This window comes from Luteibacter sp. Sphag1AF (assembly GCF_014192715.1).
GTDB lineage: Bacteria > Pseudomonadota > Gammaproteobacteria > Xanthomonadales > Rhodanobacteraceae > Luteibacter.
In genome coordinates this window covers 408,322-424,107 of sequence record NZ_JACHYH010000003.1, presented here as the reverse complement: position 1 = coordinate 424,107, position 15,786 = coordinate 408,322, and the positions used below count along the sequence as shown (strand labels likewise).

The 15,786-nt window shown below is 63.8% G+C and carries 14 protein-coding genes and 1 other RNA gene; all 15 read left to right on the top strand.

Annotated features, from left to right (window positions below; all coding sequences use genetic code 11):
• Positions 1 to 8: 8 nt before the first annotated feature.
• The 15 genes from rsmI (at position 9) to ftsA (ending at position 15,688) form a co-directional block, all read left to right on the top strand.
• Positions 9 to 839, top strand: coding sequence for a 16S rRNA (cytidine(1402)-2'-O)-methyltransferase (gene rsmI / locus FHW69_RS11370; RefSeq protein ID WP_183423163.1), 831 nt, complete (start codon positions 9 to 11; stop codon positions 837 to 839).
• 58 nt (positions 840 to 897) lie between these two features.
• An RNA gene (rnpB, locus tag FHW69_RS11365) (RNase P RNA component class A) lies at positions 898 to 1,262 on the top strand.
• A gap of 308 nt (positions 1,263 to 1,570) precedes the next feature.
• A complete protein-coding gene (gene mraZ, locus FHW69_RS11360) occupies positions 1,571 to 2,017 on the top strand; it encodes a division/cell wall cluster transcriptional repressor MraZ (protein WP_183423162.1) in 447 nt (148 codons plus the stop codon).
• A 42-nt stretch (positions 2,018 to 2,059) separates the two neighbouring features.
• Positions 2,060 to 2,989 (top strand): 16S rRNA (cytosine(1402)-N(4))-methyltransferase RsmH, encoded by a 930-nt coding sequence (gene rsmH, locus FHW69_RS11355; RefSeq protein ID WP_183423161.1) that lies wholly within the window; start codon positions 2,060 to 2,062, stop codon positions 2,987 to 2,989.
• Positions 2,986 to 3,258 (top strand): cell division protein FtsL, encoded by a 273-nt coding sequence (ftsL, locus tag FHW69_RS11350; RefSeq protein WP_183423160.1) that lies wholly within the window; start codon positions 2,986 to 2,988, stop codon positions 3,256 to 3,258. The genes rsmH and ftsL overlap by 4 nt, the downstream gene beginning before the upstream one ends.
• Positions 3,255 to 5,063 carry a penicillin-binding protein 2 gene (locus FHW69_RS11345; protein WP_255494758.1) on the top strand — a complete coding sequence of 603 codons (1,809 nt, stop codon included), beginning with the start codon at positions 3,255 to 3,257 and terminating at the stop codon, positions 5,061 to 5,063. The genes ftsL and FHW69_RS11345 overlap by 4 nt, the downstream gene beginning before the upstream one ends.
• The gene (locus FHW69_RS11340; protein ID WP_183423159.1) at positions 5,060 to 6,550 is read left to right on the top strand and encodes a UDP-N-acetylmuramoyl-L-alanyl-D-glutamate--2,6-diaminopimelate ligase; all 1,491 of its coding nucleotides are present in this window, start codon (positions 5,060 to 5,062) and stop codon (positions 6,548 to 6,550) included. The genes FHW69_RS11345 and FHW69_RS11340 overlap by 4 nt, the downstream gene beginning before the upstream one ends.
• A complete protein-coding gene (gene murF, locus FHW69_RS11335; RefSeq protein WP_183423158.1) occupies positions 6,547 to 7,908 on the top strand; it encodes a UDP-N-acetylmuramoyl-tripeptide--D-alanyl-D-alanine ligase in 1,362 nt (453 codons plus the stop codon). The genes FHW69_RS11340 and murF overlap by 4 nt, the downstream gene beginning before the upstream one ends.
• Positions 7,898 to 8,980, top strand: a complete 1,083-nt coding sequence (gene mraY / locus FHW69_RS11330; protein ID WP_183423157.1) for a phospho-N-acetylmuramoyl-pentapeptide-transferase — start codon at positions 7,898 to 7,900, stop codon at positions 8,978 to 8,980. Before murF ends, mraY begins: the two co-directional genes overlap by 11 nt.
• A gap of 5 nt (positions 8,981 to 8,985) precedes the next feature.
• Positions 8,986 to 10,206 (top strand): putative lipid II flippase FtsW, encoded by a 1,221-nt coding sequence (ftsW, locus tag FHW69_RS11325; RefSeq protein WP_183423156.1) that lies wholly within the window; start codon positions 8,986 to 8,988, stop codon positions 10,204 to 10,206.
• Positions 10,203 to 11,270, top strand: coding sequence for an undecaprenyldiphospho-muramoylpentapeptide beta-N-acetylglucosaminyltransferase (gene murG / locus FHW69_RS11320; protein ID WP_183423155.1), 1,068 nt, complete (start codon positions 10,203 to 10,205; stop codon positions 11,268 to 11,270). The genes ftsW and murG overlap by 4 nt, the downstream gene beginning before the upstream one ends.
• Positions 11,267 to 12,706, top strand: a complete 1,440-nt coding sequence (murC, locus tag FHW69_RS11315; RefSeq protein ID WP_183423154.1) for a UDP-N-acetylmuramate--L-alanine ligase — start codon at positions 11,267 to 11,269, stop codon at positions 12,704 to 12,706. The genes murG and murC overlap by 4 nt, the downstream gene beginning before the upstream one ends.
• Positions 12,706 to 13,707 carry a D-alanine--D-alanine ligase gene (locus FHW69_RS11310; protein WP_183423153.1) on the top strand — a complete coding sequence of 334 codons (1,002 nt, stop codon included), beginning with the start codon at positions 12,706 to 12,708 and terminating at the stop codon, positions 13,705 to 13,707. Before murC ends, FHW69_RS11310 begins: the two co-directional genes overlap by 1 nt.
• Positions 13,704 to 14,456, top strand: coding sequence for a cell division protein FtsQ/DivIB (locus FHW69_RS11305; protein ID WP_183423152.1), 753 nt, complete (start codon positions 13,704 to 13,706; stop codon positions 14,454 to 14,456). Before FHW69_RS11310 ends, FHW69_RS11305 begins: the two co-directional genes overlap by 4 nt.
• Entirely contained in the window at positions 14,453 to 15,688 is a 1,236-nt protein-coding gene (ftsA, locus tag FHW69_RS11300) for a cell division protein FtsA (RefSeq protein ID WP_183423151.1), read from the top strand. Before FHW69_RS11305 ends, ftsA begins: the two co-directional genes overlap by 4 nt.
• Positions 15,689 to 15,786: the final 98 nt, after the last annotated feature.

Below are 15,786 nucleotides of genomic sequence, written 5' to 3'. Positions count from 1 at the left end.
AAAGCCAGATGTCCACGCCGAGGCAAGGCCTGCTGTACGTCGTCGCCACGCCCATCGGGCACCGGGACGACATCACGGCGCGGGCGATTGAGACGCTCAAGCGCGTCGATGTGGTAGCTGCGGAAGACACCCGCCACTCACGTCCGCTGCTGCAGCACTATCAGGTGGATACGCCGCTGGTTGCTCTGCATGACCACAACGAGCGCACGGCAGTGGATGGCCTGGTTGCGCGCATGTTGGCCGGCGAAAGCGTGGCGCTGGTGTCCGATGCAGGCACCCCGCTTATCAGCGATCCCGGATTCCGGCTGGTTCGGGCCGCACGCGCGGCCGGTGTCCGCGTGGTGCCGATTCCCGGTGCCTGCGCCGCCATCGCCGCACTGTCCGTTGCCGGACTGCCCAGCGACCGTTTCGTCTTCGAGGGATTTCTGCCCGCAAAGGGCGGTGCCCGGCGTTCGCGTCTTCAGGAGTTGCTGGGGGAGACACGTACGGTCATCTATTACGAGTCGTCGCATCGCGTGCTGGAATGTCTGGAAGACATGCGTGACATCTTCGGCGCCGACCGCGAAGTGGTGCTGGCGCGCGAACTGACCAAGATGTTCGAAACCGTGCTCGGTGAGCCGGTGGGCGCGCTGGTCGAGCGGGTTGCGGGCGATCCCCATCAGCAGAAGGGCGAGTTCGTGTTGATGGTCGCGGGACGTGAAGCGGACGAGGATGCGCGTGTAGGTGAAGGCCTGCGCGTGTTTGCCATCCTTCGGGAAGAGATGCCTCCGGCCAAGGCGGCGAAGCTGGCGGCGGCGATTACAGGTGCGCCACGCAAGGCGTTGTACGGGGCGTCCTGACGGCGTGAGCGTCACCGCCGCGGCCGGCCCATGAGTCCACTCGTGTACAATGGGCGGTGGAGTCGGCCGGACAGTCGCGTCGCGCGCAAGCGTATCGAGGAAAGTCCGGGCTCCACAGGGCAGGGTGCCAGGTAACTCCTGGGCAGCGTGAGCTGACGGCCAGTGCAACAGAGAGCAGACCGCCGATGGCCCCGCAAGGGGATCAGGTAAGGGTGAAAGGGTGCGGTAAGAGCGCACCGCGTGCGGGGCTAACGCCGCATGGCACGGTAAACCCCACCCGGAGCAAGACCAAATAAGGGGACTATGACGCGGCCCGTGTCGTCCCCGGGTAGGTTGCTAGAGCCTGACGGTGACGTCAGGCCGAGAAGAATGACTGTCACGTCGCAAGACGCACAGAACCCGGCTTACAGGCCGACTCCATTCATTCTGAGCATTCAGGTGCCCGGCGTCGTTCTGACGTCGGGCATTCTGTTTTCTGACGGCGCAGGTCTGAACGACCTCTTCAGTTCCATCTTCACGTTTGCCCGCCGGAGCCCGCTATTCATCGAAGGCTCGCGCAAAAAAACCCAGTGATTCAAGCACCTTGCGATCCTTCCTCATAAACGGCTGGAAATTCGCATGAACCGCCGCTTTCTCTTTGATTCTCAAGAAAAAATTCTTGACAGTCTCAGGGGGCGAGACTATCGTGGGCTCCGGTGTGAAATTGTGGGATTTGGTGGGGTAACCAGCGAATGTTCCAAGGCGAAACTGCCATCACGGTCGACGACAAGGGTCGTCTGACGATTCCGACCTCGTATCGGGATCTGGTGGTGGCCGCCTGCGCGAACCGTCTGGTCCTCACATACAACCCCTTTGAATCCGGTTGCCTCTGGGTCTTCCCGCACGCTGAGTGGGAGAAGGTCCGGGATCAGGTCAACGCGTTGCCCAGCGTGAAGGCGGTCCATCGTGCCCTGCAGATGAAACTGGTGGGTGCGGCGGCCATCGTCGAGCCCGACAGTGCGGCGCGCATTCTCCTCCCTGCCAGCCAGCGTGCTGCGGCGGGTATCGAGAAAAAGGCGGTACTGCTCGGCATGGGTAACAAGTTTGAACTCTGGAGCGAGCAAGCCCACCTCGCGAAGATTCGCCAAACCATCGGTGAAGACGAAATAAGCGACGACATGACTGATCTGCGTTTGTAACGACATTTTGAGGTGACGGTGGAACGGGAGCGGGGTGCGGCAATGGCGGGTCTTCAACTGCGGCACATCCCGGTGATGCTCGATGAAGTGCTGGAGGGACTCGCCTTGCAGTCTTGCGGGCGCTATCTGGACGGGACGTTTGGTCGTGGCGGGCATGCCCGCGCGATGCTTGCGCGACTGTCCGACTCGGGCCGCCTTTTTCTGATGGATCGCGATCCCACCGCTATTGCCGAAGCGCAGGCCAGCTTCGCTGCCGATCCGCGCGTGGCCATCCGTCACGACAATTTCGCCACCATGGGTGAATGGCCCGAGCTCGCCGAAGGCGGCCTGGACGGCATCCTGCTGGACCTTGGCGTGTCGTCCCCGCAGCTGGACGACACCTCGCGTGGCTTCAGTTTCATGGGCGATGCTCCGCTGGACATGCGCATGGATACCTCGCGTGGCGAAAGCGCGGCCGATTTCCTGGCCATGGCCGAAGAGCGCGAGATTGCCGACGTGCTCTGGCAGTTCGGTGAAGAGCGTTTCAGTCGCCGCATCGCGAAGGCTATCGTCGAGCGCCGCGCCGAACAGCCGATCACCCGCACGTCCGAGCTTGCCGATCTGGTGGCCCGTTGCGTGGGCCGTCGTGAGCCCGGCAAGAATCCCGCCACGCGCAGTTTCCAGGCGCTGCGCATCCGTGTGAACGGCGAGCTGGACGCGGTTGACCGCGGTCTTGCCGCTGCGCTGGATCTGCTCAAGCCCGGCGGCCGTCTCGCGGTCATCAGCTTCCACTCGCTGGAAGATCGCGCGGTCAAACAGTTCATCCGCAAGCACGAAGGCCGCGTGCAGGGTAATCGCCGCGCGCCGCCCGTGGAAGCGAAGGCTGCACTGCTGGCACCGGTCGGCAAGGCGCGCTTCCCGTCCGACGCGGAAGTGGCAGCCAACCCCCGCTCGCGCTCAGCCGTTCTCCGCGTGGCGGAGAAGCTTGGATGAAGACCTTCGGCGCGATCTGCCTCACCCTTCTGCTTCTGGCCGTGCTTGGCAGCGCGATCGGTGTGGTGTGGACGCGTCACGAGAGTCGCGTGCTCTTCATGGAAATCACGCGGTTGCAGAATCAGAAAGACGAGCTCGGCGTGGAATACGGCCGCCTTGAACTTGAGCAGGCCACCTATGCCGAACCCAGCCGCATCGACGCGGAAGCGCGCGGCAAGCTCGGCATGCTGAATCCGCGCCCGCAGGACATCCAGTTGGTGCGTCGATGAAGGGCCGGTTCTCCCATACCGCGCTGCCCAGCCGTCGTCGTGGCCAGGGCCCCAGCCCGCGCAAGCGCATGACCGTGGTCGTCGTGCTGCTTGGCCTGTGCTCGCTGGGTCTCGTGGTTCGCGCATTCGACCTGCAGGTGGTGCGCAAACAGTTCTACCAGGATCAGGGCGACGCGCGTTTCCTGCGCGAGATGCCGATTGCCGTATCGCGCGGCACGATCTTTGATCGCAACGGCGAGCCGCTGGCTGTATCGACGCCCGTGGCATCCATCTGGGCCAACCCGCCCGAAGTGCTGGAAAACGAGGACCGCATCCCGGATCTCGCCAAGGCGCTGCACATGGATGCCGATGATCTGAAACAGAAGATTGTCCAGCGCAGCGACAAGGAGTTCATGTACATCGCGCGCCAGATGCGTCCGGAAGACGCGCAGGCGATCATGGACCTGAAAATTCCCGGCATCGCCTCGCAGCGCGAATACCGCCGCTATTACCCGTCCGGTGCCGTCAACAGCCACATCCTCGGCTTTACCAGCATTGACGACCGGGGGCAGGAAGGTCTGGAACTGGCGTTTGACGAATGGCTGGCAGGCAAGCCCGGTGCGAAGCGCGTCATCCGCGATCGCATGGGGCATGTGGTGGAAGACGTGGAACTGGTGCGCGAGCCGCAGGCCGGTCGCGACATCACGCTCAGCATCGACCGCCGCATTCAGTACCTTGCCTATAGCGCGCTCAGCCAGACGCTGGAAAAGAACAAGGCCGACTCAGGCTCCATTGTCGTGATGGACGTGCATACGGGCGAAGTGCTGGCCATGGCCAACCTTCCGTCGTTCAATCCGAACGCCGTGCGCAGCAGCACGCCTTCCGAGCGCCGCAACCGCGCAGTCACCGACGTAGTGGAGCCGGGCTCCACGATGAAGGCGTTCACCATGGCCGCCGCGCTCACCAGCGGCAAGTACACGCCGACGGCGCCGCTGATCGAAACGTCGCCGGGCACCTGGATGATGGGCGGTCACCCGGTGCGCGATACGCACAACTGGGGCACGCTCACGCCAACCGGCGTGATCACCAAGTCCAGCAACGTGGGTGCCGCCAAGATTGCCATGACGCTCGATACCGACTTCCTCTACGGCATGTTCAAGTCGTTCGGTATCGGCAACAGCACGGGCAGTGGTTTTCCGGGTGAAGCGGCTGGCTACCTGCCGGTGGGACGCACCTGGAAGCCTATTGAAAAATCGCGCATGGCGTATGGCTACAACCTCAACGTCACGCCGTTGCAGCTCGCGGTCGGCTATTCGGCCATCGCCAATGGCGGCCAGCTGCGCGCGCCCAGCTTCATCAAGGGTGCGGACAACCCGCCGACCCAGGTCGTGACGCCGGAAGTGGCGAACGAGCTCGTGCGCATGCTGGAAACGGTGGTGAGCCCGGGCGGTACCGGTTTTGGCTTTGCCTCGGTGGCCAATTACAGCGTGGCCGGCAAGACGGGTACGTCGCACAAGGCGTCCGTCGGCGGTTACTACTCGAAAAACTATATTTCGCTGTTCGTCGGCATGATTCCGGCGAGCAACCCGCGACTGGTGACCGTGGTCGTCGTCAACGACCCCCAGGGTGGCCGTTATTACGGCGGCTCGGTGGCGGGTCCGGCCTTCGCGCAGGTGATGGAAGGTGCAGTGCGCCTTCTGGATATCGCCCCCGACAACGTGGGTCGCTGGTACGCCGGCGGTCCCAGCCAGGGCGGTCTGATCGGAAATGCCAGCGCGCCACCACCGGCCGCTGATGACAGTGCCGCCGAAGAGGTGGTGCCATGACGCGCGAGATGCGACTGGCTGACTTGCTTGATGGATTCGCCGACAGTTCTGCTGCCGGCGATCTTGTCGTTTTGGGACTTGGCCTTGATTCGCGCGCCATGAGCGCCGGTCAGGCATTCGTCGCCCTGCGCGGCGGCAAGAACCATGGTCTGGAATTCGCTGCTGGCGCGATTGAGCGTGGCGCGACCGTGGTGCTGGCAGAAACGCCGTTCGATGCGGTTGATCCGGGCGTGCCGGTGATCGGCGTCGAGAGGCTGCGCGAGAAGACCGGCCAGATTGCTGCGCGCTTCTATGGCGAGCCGTCGGCATCCATGCAGGTAGTTGGCGTCACCGGCACCAACGGCAAGACGTCCACCGTGCAGCTCATCGCGCAGGCGCTGGCGTTCCTGGGTCGTCGTCCGGCTACGGTCGGCACGCTGGGCACCGGTATGCATGGCGCGGTCACCGAAGGCGAGCGCACCACGCCGGATGCCATCAGCATGCAATCCGTGCTGGCGGATTTTCGTGAGGCGGGTGCCACGCATGTGGCCATGGAAGTGTCGTCCCACGCGCTGGATCAGGGCCGGGTCAACGCCATCGCGTTCGATGTGGCCGTGTTCACCAACCTCACCCGCGACCATCTCGATTACCACGGCACCATGGAAGCGTATGGCGAAGCGAAAGCGCGCCTGTTCGCATGGCCGGGCCTGAGCGCCGCCGTCATCAACGTGGATGATCCGTTTGGTGCGAAGCTTGCCAAACATCTGGGCGAGGGCATCACGCGCCTGCGCACCAGCATGGCCGCCGATACCGATGCCGAGATCAAGGCAGACATCGTCGTGACGTCGGCGCGCGGCTTGTCGTTCAATCTCGTTACCCCCTGGGGCATGCGCACGGTGCGCAGCCAGCTCATCGGCCGTTTCAACGTTGCCAACCTGCTCGCCGTGGCTGCCACGCTGGGCGCCCTGGGCGAGCCGTTTGATCGCATTCATGCCGCGCTCGAATCGCTGGAGCCGGTCAACGGCCGCATGAGCCGTCTTGGTGGTGAAGGCAAAAAGCCGCTGATCGTTGTGGACTATGCACACACTCCGGACGCGCTGAAGCAGGCGCTTCTGTCCGTGCGCTCGCACACGAAGGGCCGCCTCATCTGCGTGTTCGGTTGCGGCGGCGAGCGCGATCAGGGCAAGCGCCCGCAAATGGCGCAGATTGCCGAGCGCCTGGCCGACGTGGTGATCGTCACTGACGACAATCCGCGCGGCGAAGATGGCGATTTCATCGTCCAGCAGATTCTGGAAGGCTTTGCCCACCGCGACACCGTCATCGTGGAGCGCGACCGCGCGCTGGCCATTTCGCTGGCGATTGCCGATGCGAAATCCGATGACGTGGTGCTTGTGGCGGGCAAAGGCCACGAAACTTATCAGGAAGGTCCGGAGGGCAAACGTCCCTTCGACGATCTCGCCGTCGCCCGTGAGGCGATCGGTCACAGCACTAAAGGAGTACGCGCATGATGCGCCTTTCCGCCGTTGCGCTCTGGACCCGCGGCCGCCTTATGGGCGCCGATGTTCAGATCGAAGGCTTCTCGATTGATACCCGCACGTTGAAGGCTGGCGAACTGTTCGTTGCGTTGCCCGGTGAAAACCATGATGCGCACGATTTCGTGGCGGCGGCTGCCGAACGCGGTGCCGTTGCCGCGCTGGTCACCCGCCCGGTGGATGCGCCCATTGCGCAGGTCATCGTGAATGACACGCAGCTGGCACTGGGCGATCTGGCCAGCGCCATGCGCGCGCAGAGCAATGTGCGCGTTGTTGGCATCACCGGCTCCAACGGCAAGACCACGGTGAAGACGCTGACGGCGTCGATCCTGTCGCGTCACGGCCGCACGCACGTGAACAGTGGCAACTACAACAACGAGATCGGCATGCCGCTCACGCTGCTGGCCATGCCTGCGGACACGCAGTACGCCGTACTCGAAATGGGTGCTGGCAAGCCGGGCGACATCGACTACCTGGCTGCCATCGCACGGCCCGATATCGGCCTCGTGAATTCCATTGCGCCCGCGCATCTTGAGCGGATGGGCAGCGTGGAAGGTGTGGCGGAGACCAAGGGTGCGCTTTATCAGTCTCTGCCGCCGGACGGCGTGGCCATCATCAACGCCGACGATGCGTTCGCCAGCTACTTCATGAATCTGGCCGGTTCGCGTCGCACGTTGCGCTATGGCCTTGACCATCGCGCGGATATTGGCGCCGATATCGTCGAAATGCGGGTGGATGGAACGCACTTTGTGCTATCCACTCCGCACGGTGATGCTGACGTGCAGCTGCCGCTGGCGGGTCGCCACAACGTGGCCAATGCGCTGGCTGCCGCGGCGATTGCCATCGCGCTGGATGTGCCGGTCGACACGATTGTGGAAGGCCTGGAGAACGTGCCGCGTGTGTCGGGCCGGCTCAATCTTGAACCGATGCCCGGTGGCTGGACATTGATCGACGACAGCTACAACGCCAACCCGGGTTCCACTGCCGCCGCCATCGACACGCTGGCGCTGGCCCATGGCAAGCGCTGGCTGGTAATGGGCGACATGGCGGAGCTTGGCTCCGGTGCACAGGCCCTGCATGCAGGCATTGGCCGCCTGGCGCGCGAGCGCGGCATTGACCGGCTGCTGGCCACCGGCACGCTGAGCGCTGCCGCCGTGACTGCCTTCGGTGATGGCGCGATGCATTTCGCGACGCAGGCCGATCTGGTTGCTTATGCGGTGGCCGGTTTGCACGAAGGGGTGACGTGCCTGGTCAAGGGTTCGCGTTCGGCGGGCATGGATCGGGTGGTCGCTGCGTTGAAGAAACACGCTGAAGGAGCATCCGATGCTGCTTGAACTGGCGGAATGGATGGCTCGGCACTTCACGTCGCTGCATCTTTTCCAGTACATCACCTTCCGCGCGATCATGGCTGCCCTCACGGCGCTGGCCGTGTCGCTGTTGCTGGGCCCCGCGCTGATCCGCAAGCTGGCTGCGCTGAAAGCCGGTCAGGTCGTGCGCAGCGATGGCCCGCAGACCCATCTGTCCAAGGCAGGCACGCCGACGATGGGCGGCACGTTGATCCTGTTTGCCATTGGTGTGTCCACGCTGCTGTGGGCGGATCTTGGCAATCGCTACGTATGGGTCGTGCTGCTGGTGACCCTTGCGTTCGGCGTCATCGGCTTCTACGACGATTACCGCAAGCTGGTGCTCAAGGACAGCCGCGGTCTGGCCAGCCGCTGGAAGTACTTCTGGCAGTCGGTATTCGGCCTTGCCGCAGCGCTGTTTCTTTACTACACGCATCAGGTGCCGGCTGAAACCGCGCTGTACCTGCCGCTGTTCAAGCAGGTGGCGTTGCCGCTGGGCTTCTTCTTCGTGGTGATCGGCTACTTCATCATCGTTGGCTTCTCCAACGCGGTGAACCTGACCGACGGCCTGGATGGCCTGGCCATCATGCCCAGCGTGCTGGTGTCTGGCGCGCTGGGCATCTTTGCCTACCTCGCGGGTAACAAGCTGTTCTCCGAATACCTTGGCATTCCTGCGATTCCGGGTGCGGGCGAACTGGCCATTTTTTGCAGTGCGCTGGCAGGTGCCGGTCTTGGTTTCCTCTGGTTCAACACGTATCCGGCTCAGGTGTTCATGGGCGATGTCGGCGCGCTGGCCATCGGCGCAGCGCTGGGTTGCGTGGCGTTGATCGTGCGTCAGGAGATCGTGCTGCTCATCATGGGCGGCGTGTTCGTGATGGAAACCGCGTCGGTGATGCTGCAGGTCGCAAGCTTCAAGTTGCGCGGCAAGCGGATATTCCGCATGGCGCCGATCCACCATCACTTTGAATTGAAAGGCTGGCCCGAGCCGCGGGTCATCGTGCGTTTCTGGATCATCAGCGTTGTGCTGGTGCTTATCGGTCTTGCCACATTGAAGGTGCGCTGAGAATCATGTTCGGCTTCGGTAACAGCCAGGCAAAACGTCGGCAAGGGCCGCGGGGGAGTTTCGACCTCCTGCTGCTGCTTGCTGCGCTTTCGCTGGCAAGCCTCGGCGTGGTGATGGTCGCGTCCAGCTCGATCGCCGTGGCCGATGGTCAGCATATCGGTGCGTTCTATTACCTGAAGCGCCACCTGGTGTTTCTCGTACTGGGCAGCTGCCTTGCTGGCGCTGCCATGCGCACCGAACTGAAGACGCTTGAGAAGTACAGCGTGCCGCTTCTGCTGATCGGCATTGCCATGTTGCTGGCGGTGTTCCTGCCGGTGTTCGGCATGCGCATCAACGGCGCGCGTCGCTGGCTGAACCTCATTGTCACCAGCTTCCAGCCCGTGGAAGCGGTGAAGCTGATTCTTGTGATTTATCTGTCCAGTTATCTGGTGCGTCATCGTGAAGGTGTGGAATATCACCTCTTCGGCGTCGTGAAGCCCGTGGCTGTGGCAGGCATGATCGTGCTCCTGTTGCTGGCGCAGCCCGACTTCGGCTCGGCAGCGCTGGTGGTGGCCACTACGGTCGGCATGGTGTGGCTGGCCGGTGCGCGCATGCGCAACCTGCTGCTGCTGGGAACACCCCTGGTGCCACTGCTGATCTACGCGGCGACCGCCGAGGACTACCGCATCAAGCGCCTCACCTCGTTCCTTGATCCGTGGAAGGACCCATTCAACGACGGCTTCCAGCTCACGCAGGCCCTGATTGCCGTGGGCCGTGGCGAGTGGGTGGGCGTGGGGCTGGGCTCCAGCGTGCAGAAGCTTTTCTACCTGCCCGAAGCGCATACCGACTTCATTCTTGCCGTGCTGGCCGAGGAGCTTGGCCTGGCTGGCATTTGCCTGGTGATCGGCCTTTACATGCTGCTGGTGGGGCGTGGCCTTTATCTTGGCCTCAAGGGCGTGGAACTGGGTCAGCGTTTCTCCGGCTACGTCGCCTTTGGCATTTCGCTGATGATGGGCTTCCAGGCGATGGTGTCCATCGGAGTGAATCTCGGCGTGTTGCCGACCAAGGGCCTGACCCTTCCGCTGATCAGCTCGGGCGGCTCCAGCGTGCTGCTGACCTGCGCCATGGTCGGTGTGCTGTTGCGCGCCACGTTTGAAATCAATCGTGCTGAAGACGCGCGGCAGATGGCCACCCGCATGCCCGGCATGGGCGTGCCGACCAACGCGCCGATGGAGGCCACCGCATGAGTGGCCCGGTTCTCATCATGGCGGGCGGTACGGGTGGACACATCTTCCCCGGACTGGCGGTTGCTGACGTGCTTCGCGCGCGTCGTGTTCCCGTGGTCTGGCTGGGTGCCGAAGGCGGCATGGAAACCCGCGTGGTTCCCGAGCACGGCATCGAGTTGCACACCATTGCCGTCGGCGGCCTGCGTGGCAAGGGCATCCGGACGCGTCTCGGCGCGCCGATGATGCTGGCCCGCTCGCTGGGTGCGTCGATGTCGTTGATGCGCACCTTGCGTCCGCGCTGCGTGCTGTCGATGGGCGGCTACGTGGCCGGTCCCGCAGGCGTTGCCGCGTGGCTCGCGCGTGTGCCTCTGCTGGTCCACGAACAGAACGGCGTGGCGGGTTTCACCAACCGCATGCTCAGCCATGTTGCCGGTACGGTGATGAGCGGGTTTGCTGGTGTTTTGCCGCATTCGGACTGGGTGGGAAATCCCGTGCGCGAGTCGATCGCCGCATTGCCGGAGCCTCCCGTCCGTCTTGCCGGTCGCGAGGGCAGGGCTCGTGTGCTCGTGCTCGGCGGCAGCCTTGGCGCCCGCGCGCTGAATCAGCGCGTGCCAGCTGCACTGGCCATGCTTCCGGAGGATATCCGCCCCGACGTGCTGCACCAGTGCGGGGCGCGCGGCGTGGATGAGGCCCGCGAAGCGTATGCCCAGGCAGGTGTGCAGGCGTCCGTTGAGCCTTTCATTGCCGACATGGCAGCGGCGTACGCATGGGCTGACCTCGTGGTCTGTCGCGCAGGCGCGCTGACGGTAGCTGAACTTGCCGCTGCCGGTGTGGCCTCGATCCTGGTGCCGTTCCCGCACGCGGTGGACGATCACCAGACCCGCAACGGCCAGGCGCTTGTCGCTGCCGGTGGGGCAGAAATGATTCAGGAGCGTGATCTGGACGCCAGTGTGCTGGCCGGCCGCATCCGCGAACTTACCGGCGACCGAGGTCGCCTTCTCTCGATGGCCGTAGCGTCACGTACGCTGGCCAAGCCCGACGCCGCAGCAACAATTGCACGTCATTGCATGGAGGTTTCCGCATGACGCCCAGTCGTTTGCGCGCCCACGACGATTTCATGACCACCTTCCGCCGCGTGCACTTCATTGGTGTGGGCGGTGTTGGCATGAGTGGCATTGCCGAAGTTCTGAACAACCTGGGCTACAGCGTGTCCGGTTCTGACCGGGCCGTGTCGCCGACGTCCGAGCGTCTGGCCCGTCTGGGCATCGACGTGCACGTGGGTCACGATGCCGCCAACGTGGATGGCGCCGATGTGGTGGTCACCTCCAGTGCCATTCGCGCCGACAATCCCGAGCTGATGGCTGCCCTTGCCCATCGCATTCCAGTGGTGCCACGCGCTGAAATGCTGGGTGAGCTGATGCGTTTCCGCCGTGGCATCGCGATTGCCGGCACCCATGGCAAGACCACCACCACAAGCCTTGTGGCCAGCGTGCTCGCAGAGGCTGACTACGATCCGACCTTCGTGATCGGCGGCCAGCTCAATGCCGCTGGCGCCAATGCGCGCCTGGGCACCGGCCAGTATCTGGTGGCGGAAGCCGACGAGTCCGACGGTTCGTTCCTGATGCTGTCGCCAGTGATGGCGGTGGTGACCAACATCGATGCCGATCACCTGGAAAACTACAACGGCGACTTCGCGCAGGTGAAGAAGGCCTTTGGTGATTTCCTGCATCGCCTGCCGTTCTACGGCCTGGCCGTGTTGTGCATTGATGATGAGGAAGTGGCCAGGCTCGCGCAGGACACGTCGCGCAGCATGCTGACCTACGGTATCGATGCGCAGGATGCCGACGTTCGCGCGACGAACGTGCGTCAGCAGGGCTTTGAAATGCACTTCGACCTGCATCTGCCCGGCATGGATGGCACGCTGCCGGTCACGCTGAATCTTCCCGGTCGCCACAACGTGCAGAACGCGCTCGCCGCTGCCGCCGTGGGCTGGCAGCTGGGCGTGGAGGCCACGGCCATTGCGTCGGCATTGCAGCGCTTTGAAGGCGTGGGCCGCCGTTTCCATCGTCGCGGCGAGCTGGCGCTGGATCAGGGCAGTGTGCTGCTGGTGGATGACTACGGTCATCACCCGCGCGAACTGGCTGCTGTATTCGCTGCTGCGCGTGGTGGCTGGCCGGATCGTCGCCTGGTGGTGGCGTTCCAGCCGCATCGTTACAGCCGCACGCGTGATCTGCTGGACGACTTTGCCAAGGTGCTTGCCGAAGTGGACGTGCTGGTGCTGACGGAAGTCTATCCGGCGGGTGAAAGCCCGATTCCGGGTGCTGATGGCCGCGCTCTGGCGCGCGCCATCCGTGCGCGTGGCAAGACCGACCCGGTACTGATTGACCATCCCCGCGATCTGCGCGATGCGCTTCCGGCGCTGGTGCGCGATGGCGATCTGGTCATGTTGCTTGGCGCAGGCGATATCGGCGCTGCCGCTATCGACCTTGCTGCTGTTGGAAATCTGAGGACTGAGAAGTGATGAGCACCCAACTCACCGGCCAGAACACGTTTGGCCACACGGTGACTGATCCGGCGCAGTTCGGCCGCGTCGCTGTTGTGCTGGGCGGAAGCTCGGCCGAACGCGAGGTGTCCCTGAATTCCGGCCGCAATGTACTGGACGCCCTGCGCGCCAGCGGTATCGACGCGCACCCCATCGACGGCATTCCGGCGTTGCTGGACGCCGTGCGGGCCGGTCACTTCGCGCGCGTGTTCAACATCCTTCACGGCGGTGGCGGCGAGAACGGCGAGCTTCAGGGCGCGCTGCAATCGCTGGGCATCCCGTTCACCGGTTCCGGTGTGCTGGGCTCCGCGCTGTCGCTGGACAAGATCCGCGCCAAGCAGGTCTGGGCTTCGCTCGGCCTTCCCACCCCGCGCTTCAAGGCGTTGCCGCGCGGTGCCGACGTGCACGCTGCTGCCGCCGAGATCGGCTTTCCGCTGATCGTAAAGCCCGCGTGGGAAGGCTCCAGCGTGGGCGTCTCGCGCGTGTTCTCCGAAGACCAGCTCGATTCTGCTGTGGAACTGGCGCTGCGCTATCCGGGCGACATGCTGATGGAAACGCTGATCGAAGGTGACGACAGGGAGGGCGGCGAATTCACCGTCGGCGTCCTTGGGCGTGAAGTGCTGCCGACGATCAAGATCGTGCCCAAGGGCGCGTATTACGACTACAACGCCAAGTACATCGCCGAGGACACCCAGTACATCGTTCCGGGTCTTTCCGCCGATGCCGAAACCGAGATGCGTGCACTGGCACTCACCGCATTCGATGCGCTGGCCTGCTCGGGGTGGGGCCGCGTGGACGTGATGCGCGACAAGCACGGCCGGAACTGGCTGCTTGAGGTCAATACGGCACCGGGCATGACCACCCATTCGCTGGTTCCCAAGGCCGCAGCAGCGGCAGGTCTGGATTTCCAGAATCTGTGCTGGCGCATCCTGGAAACCTCGTTCCGTGCAGAAGTCCGCACCAACGGAGGACATCAGTGAAAGGAAGCGCCGCCACGCGGATCGTTGCCTGGGTCATCGCCATTACCTTGGTGGTGTTGCCCGTGGTTGGCGTGATGCAAGGCTGGTTCGCGGCCAATCGCTGGCCGGTGACGCAGCTGAAAGTCGAGGCGGAGTTCACGCACGTCAGTGCCGAACAGCTGCGCGGCGCTGTGCTGCCTCATCTGGGGAAAGGTTTTTTTGCTACCAATCTGGAAGACGTGCGCACGGCCATCGGCACGTTGCCCTGGGTGGAGTCGGTGGAAGTGCGCAAGCGCTGGCCCGACACGCTGCTGGTTCGCATCTACGAGCGTCAGCCGTTTGCGCGCTGGAACGACGACAAGCTGATCAGCCGCCAGGGCCTGGTTTTCCAGGCCCCCGGCGCCGATCAGATGGCCGGACTGCCGCAATTGCGGGGCCCGGATGCGCGACTGGCTGAAGTGGTGAGCTTCTATGCGCAGGCGCAGAAAGCGTTTGCCGGCCGTGCACAGCTTCAGGTGACCGGCGTGTCGTTGAGTGATCGTGGCAGTTGGAGCGTTACGACCGAAAGTGGCGCCGACATCGTCATCGGTGATCGCGAACAGGCCGACCGCCGGCTGTCGCGTTTCCTCGATGTGTACCCGCAATTGATCGCCGGTCGGCAGGGCTCGTTCGCCTACGCCGACCTTCGTTACACCAATGGATTTGCCGTCAAGTGGCCCCAGCCGGAAGCGCCGGCTGCCACGCGTGCGGAAGCTAAGGCCGGAACATGAGAAACAAGAACGATAAACAGCTCGTCGTCGGCCTCGACATCGGCACCTCCAAGGTGGTGGCGATTGTGGGTGAGTACGAGCCGGGCGAACCGATCGAAGTGATCGGCATCGGTACCCACGTGTCGCGCGGCATGAAGCGCGGTTCGGTCGTGGACATCGAATCGACCGTGCACTCCATCCAGCGCGCGGTGGAAGAGGCCGAATTGATGGCCGGCTGCGACATTCGCTCGGTGTATGCGTCGATCTCCGGCAGCCACCTTGAGACGAAGAACTCACACGGCACCGCCGCGATCCGCGACCGTGAAGTCATGTCTGCCGATCTGGAACAGGTGCTGGAAGCGGCCAGCGCCGTCGCCATTCCGGCTGACCGCAAGGTGCTCTACAAGGAGTCGCAGGAATATCGCATCGACGGCCAGGACGGCATCCGCCATCCGGTTGGCATGAGCGGTGTGCGTCTGGAAGCCAGCGTGCATCTGGTAACCGGCGCGGCCAGCGCGGTGCAGAACATCAGCAAGTGCATCCAGCGTTGCGGGCTGTCGGTGGACGAACTGGTACCTGCGGCCGTGGCCAGCGCGAAAGCGGTGCTGACCGAAGATGAGCTCGAACTGGGCGTGTGTCTTGTCGACATCGGCGCAGGCACCACCGATATCGCCATCTATACGCAGGGTGCCATTCGCTACACCAAGTCGCTGCCGGTCGGCGGCGACCAGGTGACGAACGACATCGCGTATGGGGTGCACACACCAACCGCTCACGCGGAAGAGATCAAAATCAAATACGCGTGTGCGCTGGCTCAGCTTGCCCATGCCGAGGAAACGATCCAGGTGCCCAGCGTGGGTGATCGTCCGCCGCGTCGTCTGGCACGTCAGGCCCTCGCGCAGTCGGTGCAGGCGCGCTACGAAGAAATCTTCGAGATGGTGCAGGACGAACTGCGTCGGTCGGGCTACGAAAGCCTGGTCGCTGCCGGCATCGTTCTCACCGGTGGTGCTTCGCGGATGGAAGGCGCGCTGGAACTGGCGGAAGAAATTTTCCACAAGATGGTTCGCGTCGGCGTGCCTCAGCACGTGTCGGGCCTGGGTGATGTCGTGTCCAGTGAGCTGCATTCGACGGGCGTTGGCCTGTTGCTGCATGGCTCGCGTTCGGGCGGCGGCATGCGCAGCTCCGGTTCGTCGGGCGGCAGTGTCGGCGGAATGGTCGAGAAGTTCCGTAGCTGGTTTACGAAGAACTTCTGACGAAATGATTTATTTCGGCGCCCGAAGGAGGTGGGCGCCGGGGCGATAGGACTGCCCGCAACCCGCGCCCGACAGGAGTCGGGAACGGGACATAACTA

Excerpts from the sequence above, each read along its gene's own strand:
- mraZ (WP_183423162.1), top strand. The coding sequence starts at position 1,571 with ATGTTCCAAGGCGAAACTGCCATCACGGTCGACGACAAGGGTCGTCTG.
- murF (WP_183423158.1), top strand. The coding sequence starts at position 6,547 with ATGATGCGCCTTTCCGCCGTTGCGCTCTGGACCCGCGGCCGCCTTATG.
- ftsL (WP_183423160.1), top strand. The coding sequence starts at position 2,986 with ATGAAGACCTTCGGCGCGATCTGCCTCACCCTTCTGCTTCTGGCCGTG.
- rsmH (WP_183423161.1), top strand. The coding sequence starts at position 2,060 with ATGGCGGGTCTTCAACTGCGGCACATCCCGGTGATGCTCGATGAAGTG.
- ftsW (WP_183423156.1), top strand. The coding sequence starts at position 8,986 with ATGTTCGGCTTCGGTAACAGCCAGGCAAAACGTCGGCAAGGGCCGCGG.
- mraY (WP_183423157.1), top strand. The coding sequence starts at position 7,898 with ATGCTGCTTGAACTGGCGGAATGGATGGCTCGGCACTTCACGTCGCTG.
- ftsA (WP_183423151.1), top strand. The coding sequence starts at position 14,453 with ATGAGAAACAAGAACGATAAACAGCTCGTCGTCGGCCTCGACATCGGC.
- FHW69_RS11310 (WP_183423153.1), top strand. The coding sequence starts at position 12,706 with ATGAGCACCCAACTCACCGGCCAGAACACGTTTGGCCACACGGTGACT.
- murG (WP_183423155.1), top strand. The coding sequence starts at position 10,203 with ATGAGTGGCCCGGTTCTCATCATGGCGGGCGGTACGGGTGGACACATC.
- FHW69_RS11340 (WP_183423159.1), top strand. The coding sequence starts at position 5,060 with ATGACGCGCGAGATGCGACTGGCTGACTTGCTTGATGGATTCGCCGAC.
- FHW69_RS11345 (WP_255494758.1), top strand. The coding sequence starts at position 3,255 with ATGAAGGGCCGGTTCTCCCATACCGCGCTGCCCAGCCGTCGTCGTGGC.
- rsmI (WP_183423163.1), top strand. The coding sequence starts at position 9 with ATGTCCACGCCGAGGCAAGGCCTGCTGTACGTCGTCGCCACGCCCATC.
- murC (WP_183423154.1), top strand. The coding sequence starts at position 11,267 with ATGACGCCCAGTCGTTTGCGCGCCCACGACGATTTCATGACCACCTTC.